This window comes from Methylobacterium sp. WL69, assembly GCF_008039485.1.
Lineage (GTDB): Bacteria > Pseudomonadota > Alphaproteobacteria > Rhizobiales > Beijerinckiaceae > Methylobacterium.
Map to the genome: position 1 here is coordinate 1 of NZ_VRUZ01000156.1, position 5155 is coordinate 5155.

Genomic DNA, 5155 nt, shown 5'->3' on the forward strand with positions numbered 1-5155 from the left:
TGCTTCGCCAGGTGCTTCGCCAGGTGCTTCGCCAGGTGCTTCGCCAGGTGCTTCGCCAGGTGCTTCGCCAGGTGCTTCGCCAGGTGCTTCGCCAGGTGCTTCGCCAGGTGCTTCGCCAGGTGCTTCGACGGCCCGTCACCCCCGAAAGGCGAACGGATCGGCGCGCGCCGCGTTGTGGAACCATATCACCGGGACGGGGCGAGGGCCCGGACCGGCCGCGCCGATCCACCGGATTCCGGTCCCCCGCCCAGTCCTATGAGAAATATAAGTGTAGCGCCCACTTGTGTTGTGCCCAATGTATCGACATATCAGGGGCGTCGAACACGAAGGAGTTTCGCCATGAAGTGGTCCGCCCCCGTCGTTCAAGAAATCTGCGTCGGCATGGAAGTCACCAGCTACGAGTCGGCAGAAATCGATCCCTTCAACTAAGGGATCGGCGTCCCCCGGGACGTCCGCGCAAGCCAACCAACCTCAATCTCAGGAGAAACACCATGAAGTGGTCCGCCCCCATCGTCCAGGAAATCTGCGTCGGCATGGAAGTCACCAGCTACGAGTCCGCCGAGATCGACACCTTCAACTAAGCGATAGTTGCTTAGAAGGTTGTCGCCTGGAAAGGGGTGCTGCTCGCAAGGGTGGCGCCCCTTTTTCGTTGCGCCGCCCCGAACGCGAAAAGGCCCGGACGGCATCCCGTCCGGGCCTTTTCGCGTGGCGATCGAGGTCTCTGGATTCGTCCGGTGAAGCACATCCGGAGAGGGCGCAGGTCCCCTCTCCTGGAAGGAGAGGGACAGGGTGAGGTGTGTGACCTTTTCGGAGAATTCGCACACCTCACCCCAACCCTCTCCTTCCAGGAGAGGGAGCCCTGGTGCATCTCGCGCCACCCCAGTGTGACTTTCGAAAACAGCCACTGAGCGGATGTAGGAACTCGGTCGCCTTCCGAGCGACGGGGCCCGTGGCGCTCGCCCGACGGCGCGGCCGATGGAGAAGCGTGCTCCGTCGTTAAAGGCGGTAGCGGATCTGGTCGGTCCAGAAGCGCTCGAGGCGGCCCAGCGCGACGTTCATGCGGCCGAAATCGTCGTCCGAGATGCCGCCGATGGGCTGGATGGTGCGGGCGTGCTTGTCGTAAAGGCCCTGGATGATGTCGTGGATCTGCCGGCCCTTGTCGGTGAGGCTGATGCGGACGGAGCGGCGGTCCGTGGTCGAGCGGGCGTGGTGGAGGTAGCCGGCCTCGACGAGCTTCTTGACGTTGTAGGAGACGTTGGAGCCGAGGTAGTAGCCCTTGGTGCGCAACTCGCTCGCGGTGAGTTCCTTGTCGCCGATGTTGTAGAGCAGCAGGGCCTGGACGCTGTTGACGTCCTCGCGGTCGCGGCGCTCGAACTCGTCCTTGATCACGTCGAGGAGGCGGCGGTGCAGGCGCTCCACGAGGTGGAGGGCTTCGAGGTACGAGCCGTGTACGGTGCCGGTCTCGGGCGCAGTGTTGGTCTCGATAACCTTGGCTGCCTGGGACTTCATCGCGGGCCTCGTCAGATCTTCGGGTTGCAGGGCCGGTGTTCTTCGCCACCGCTCATGAACCCAACCTAGGCGCCACGGATGAAAGACGGTTTAAGCGATAGGATGAATTTGCGATTTACCTCTATGGGTAAATGCAAGATGAAACGATTGTGGTAAGGCTCCGTTCACCGGATTTCCCGCGCCGCCAGCCAGGACAGGATGAAGTAGATCACCACGATGCTTGCCTGTAGTCCAAGGTAGGGCACCGACATCGGCAGCAGATGCGGGGTGAGGATCGCCAGGGTCAGGGCGCTGGTGGCGGCGAGCAGCCAGACCACGCCGCCCCAGGCGCTGGTGAGCCACAGGCCCACGGCCGCCATGGCGTCGATGACGGCGAAGTAGACGATCACGGTCTGGCGGGTGACCGGCTCGGCCTCGAACGGCCGGGTGCCGGGCAGCACGTCGAGGATCGAGGCCCAGGTCGCCACCGCCTTGGCGAGCCAGACCAGGGCGGTGGCGCGCATGAACCACACCAGCACCACGTCCCAGCCGGTCTGGTTCGGGCGCGGCGACCGCTCGATGCGGTCGCCGCCGCCCTCGCCCGCGCGCCGGTTGGCGCCCACCTTCGTCAAACTGCGCACGCACCTGTCCTCATGTGTCGGAGCGCGGCGCGGGGCCGCCGGTTGCCGCGAACGGGGCCTCGAAGATCCGCGCGATGGCCGCGTGATCGACGGCCTCCAGGGTCGCGGGCCTCCAGGCGGGGGCGCCGTCCTTGTCGATGAGGGCCGCGCGCACGCCCTCGAAGAAGTCGTGGCCGTCCATCAGCCACGCGGCGAGACGGGTCTCGACGGCGATGGCCTGCGCGAAGGTCATGGTCGCCCCGCGCCGCATCTGCGCGTGGGCGATGCACAGGCTGGTGGGCGAGCGCGTGCGCAGGAGGGCGGCGGTGTCGGCGGCGAACCCGGAGCCCGCCGCACCGTCGAGGCGGGCGAGGATGTCGGCGACGCCGGGTCCGGCGAAGCAGGCGTCGATGACGGCGCGCTCGGCCGTGACGGGTCCCGTGGGCGGCGGCGGCTCCGCATGCCCGGCCAGCACGGCGTCGACGGCGCCGCCCCCGGCGAGGTCGGCCACGATGGCGTCGAACCGCCCGGCGGGGGCGTGATGGGTGGCGAGTCCCAGGGCGAGGGCGTCGCCCGGCCCGAGGGTGGCGCCGGTGAGCGCCAGGTAGGTGCCGGTCCGGCCGGGCAGGCGCGGCAGGGCGTAGGTCATGCCGACATCGGGGAAGAAGCCGATGCCGACCTCCGGCATGGCGAAGCGGTAGCCCTCCGCCGCCACCCGGTGGCTGCCATGCAGGGAGAGGCCGTTGCCGCCGCCCATGCAGAGCCCGTCGATGAGGGAGACGATGGGCTTGGGGTAGGCCTGGATACAGGCGTCGAGGCCGTACTCGCCGTGCCAGAAGGCGTCGACCTCCGCGTGGCGTCCGGCCTTGGCCAGGGCGTGGAGGGCGCGGACGTCGCCGCCGGCGCAGAAGGCCCGGCCGCCGGTCCCGCGCAGGACGATCCGGGTGATCGCCGCGTCGGTCTCCCAGGCCCGCAGCTGCGCGTGCAGCGCTGCGATCATCGCCAGGGACAGGGCGTTGAGGGCGCGCGGCCGGTTCAGGGTCACGAGGCCGACCGCGCCGCGGCGCGCGAACAGGATGTCTTCGTCTTGCCTGTCCGCTTGCCTGTCCGCTTGCCCGCCCGCCATCGCTCGCCTTCCGTCCCAGGATGGGTCGCTTAGACGAAGTTTCGGCCCGGCCCGTCAATCTCCCGCACGATCCCTGCGTCGGATCGGCCTGCGGCGGCGGGCTCGAATTGTCGGGACTTGCGATTGTGATAGATCACGGGACCCGACAAGCCCGGCGATGCCGCGAGTCCGAAGATCATGCCCGACGAACTGCCGACCCCGCGTCCCCTCGCCGTCGAAGCCGCGGCGGAGAGTGCCCGTCCCTCGGGCGGCCTCGGCATCACCCAGCGTCCGCGCCGCAACCGCAAGGCCGCGTGGTCGCGCCGCCTCGTGCGCGAGCATACCCTCACGGTGGACGACCTGATCTGGCCGCTCTTCGTCATCGAGGGCAGCGGCCGGCGCGAGCCCATCGCGTCGATGCCGGGCGTGGAGCGCCTGAGCGTCGACGAGATCGTGCGCGCGGCCGAGCGCGCCGCGCGCCTCGGCATCCCGGCGATCTCGTTCTTTCCCTACACCGAACCGGCCCTGCGCGACGCCACCGGCTCCGAGTCCCTCAACTGCGAAAACCTCGTGTGCCGGGCCGTGCGGGCGGTGAAGCGGGCCGTGCCCGAACTCGGCCTCATGACCGACGTCGCCCTCGATCCCTACACCAGCCACGGCCATGACGGCCTGCTCCAGGACGGCGCCATCCTCAACGACGAGACCGTGGCCCTCCTCGTGGAGCAGAGCCTGATCCAGGCGGAGGCCGGCGCCGACATCATCGCGCCGTCCGACATGATGGACGGGCGCGTCGGCGCCATCCGGACCGGCCTCGACAAGGCCGGCTTTCGCGATGTGCAGATCATGGCCTACGCGGCCAAGTACGCGAGCGCGTTCTACGGGCCGTTCCGCGATGCCATCGGCACCCAGGCGGCTCTGGTCGGCGACAAGCGCACCTACCAGATGGACCCGGGCAACTCGTCGGAGGCCCTGCGCGAGGTCGCCCTCGACCTCGCCGAGGGCGCCGATTCGGTCATGGTGAAACCCGGCCTGCCCTACCTCGACATCATCCGCCGGGTGAAGGACGAGTTCGGCGTGCCGACCTTCGCCTATCAGGTGTCGGGCGAGTACGCGATGATCGAGGCCGCCGCCCGCAACGGCTGGCTCGACGGCGACCGCGCCATGGTCGAGAGCCTCCTGGCGTTCAAGCGCGCGGGCGCCGACGGCGTGCTCACCTACTACGCGCCCCTCGTCGCCGAGCGGCTCCGCGCCGGGGCGTGAGACGATTTCATCCTGATCAGTTCGGTCGATCGTGCGCCCCGCTGAGGCGAGCGGTGAGGCGCGGGTCCCCTCTCCTGGAAGGAGAGGGACAGGGTGAGGTGTGCGAACTCTCCGGAGATGTCCCACACCTCACCCCAACCCTCTCCTTCCAGGAGAGGGAGTACCGGTACGACCGCTCGATCCCGAGCGATGGACCGGAGTTCGGATGAGGCGGGCCGGGTTCGGGCTCCTCGCGCTCCTCGCCCTCGCGGCCTGCGAGAGTTCCGTCGACCGCCAGCGGGCCACCGCCTGCCGCCGGGCGGTGCCGGCCCTCGCGCCCGCGGGCACCACTCCCAAAATCCTGCGGATCGGCGCCGGGCCGACGCCCGACGACCTGCGGGTCGATTATGCCGTGACCGGGCCGGCGACCCGGGCCGCGCGCCAGCGCTGGGTCGTGTGCGGGTTCGGGCCCGGCGCCGAGCTCCTGGCGGTGACCACGGAGCACGGGCCGCTCAACGGCGCGGCGCTCTACCTCCTGAAGCATTACTACCTCGACACCCCCGAGGCGGCCGCCGCCGATCCGGGGGCAGGCGGACCGTGACGGGACGCGCCTGGAACGGCGATCTTGAGATTCGCCGGTCCCGGGCCCATCTGGAAGCCACCGAACGCCGCCCCGCCCGAGGAGCGCCCCATGCTCGAATCC

Annotated in this window: 7 protein-coding genes; 4 read left to right on the plus strand and 3 right to left on the minus strand. The window is 69.3% G+C overall.

Annotation, left to right across the window (positions count from 1 at the left end):
- Positions 1-339: 339 nt before the first annotated feature.
- On the plus strand, positions 340-429 hold the full coding sequence (gene pqqA, locus FV218_RS21755; protein WP_055952695.1) for a pyrroloquinoline quinone precursor peptide PqqA: 90 nt from the start codon (positions 340-342) through the stop codon (positions 427-429).
- 62 nt (positions 430-491) lie between these two features.
- A complete protein-coding gene (gene pqqA / locus FV218_RS21760; protein WP_056092902.1) occupies positions 492-581 on the plus strand; it encodes a pyrroloquinoline quinone precursor peptide PqqA in 90 nt (29 codons plus the stop codon).
- Between the two features lie 415 nt (positions 582-996).
- Here the strand turns inward: pqqA (FV218_RS21760) and FV218_RS21765 are convergent, their stop codons facing one another.
- The 3 genes from FV218_RS21765 to FV218_RS21775 all read right to left on the minus strand — a co-directional run bounded on the left by FV218_RS21765 (position 997) and on the right by FV218_RS21775 (position 3234).
- Complete coding sequence (locus tag FV218_RS21765; RefSeq protein WP_056092905.1) at positions 997-1509, minus strand: winged helix DNA-binding protein; 513 nt, start codon at positions 1507-1509, stop codon at positions 997-999.
- A 164-nt stretch (positions 1510-1673) separates the two neighbouring features.
- Positions 1674-2129, minus strand: a complete 456-nt coding sequence (locus tag FV218_RS21770) for a DUF6163 family protein (RefSeq protein ID WP_147711525.1) — start codon at positions 2127-2129, stop codon at positions 1674-1676.
- A gap of 10 nt (positions 2130-2139) precedes the next feature.
- Complete coding sequence (locus FV218_RS21775; protein WP_147711526.1) at positions 2140-3234, minus strand: enoyl-CoA hydratase/isomerase family protein; 1095 nt, start codon at positions 3232-3234, stop codon at positions 2140-2142.
- A 177-nt stretch (positions 3235-3411) separates the two neighbouring features.
- Between FV218_RS21775 and hemB the strand changes: the two genes are divergently transcribed.
- Positions 3412-4473 (plus strand): porphobilinogen synthase, encoded by a 1062-nt coding sequence (gene hemB, locus FV218_RS21780; RefSeq protein ID WP_056092913.1) that lies wholly within the window; start codon positions 3412-3414, stop codon positions 4471-4473.
- 205 nt (positions 4474-4678) lie between these two features.
- Positions 4679-5053, plus strand: coding sequence for a hypothetical protein (locus FV218_RS21785; protein WP_147711527.1), 375 nt, complete (start codon positions 4679-4681; stop codon positions 5051-5053).
- The last annotated feature ends 102 nt before the right edge of the window (positions 5054-5155 follow it).

What these genes read in the sequence shown, in the direction of transcription:
- pqqA (WP_055952695.1), top strand. Translation starts at nt 340, where the DNA reads ATGAAGTGGTCCGCCCCCGTCGTTCAAGAAATCTGCGTCGGCATGGAA.
- pqqA (WP_056092902.1), top strand. Translation starts at nt 492, where the DNA reads ATGAAGTGGTCCGCCCCCATCGTCCAGGAAATCTGCGTCGGCATGGAA.
- FV218_RS21765 (WP_056092905.1), bottom strand. Translation starts at nt 1,509, where the DNA reads ATGAAGTCCCAGGCAGCCAAGGTTATCGAGACCAACACTGCGCCCGAG.
- FV218_RS21775 (WP_147711526.1), bottom strand. Translation starts at nt 3,234, where the DNA reads ATGGCGGGCGGGCAAGCGGACAGGCAAGCGGACAGGCAAGACGAAGAC.
- hemB (WP_056092913.1), top strand. Translation starts at nt 3,412, where the DNA reads ATGCCCGACGAACTGCCGACCCCGCGTCCCCTCGCCGTCGAAGCCGCG.
- FV218_RS21785 (WP_147711527.1), top strand. Translation starts at nt 4,679, where the DNA reads ATGAGGCGGGCCGGGTTCGGGCTCCTCGCGCTCCTCGCCCTCGCGGCC.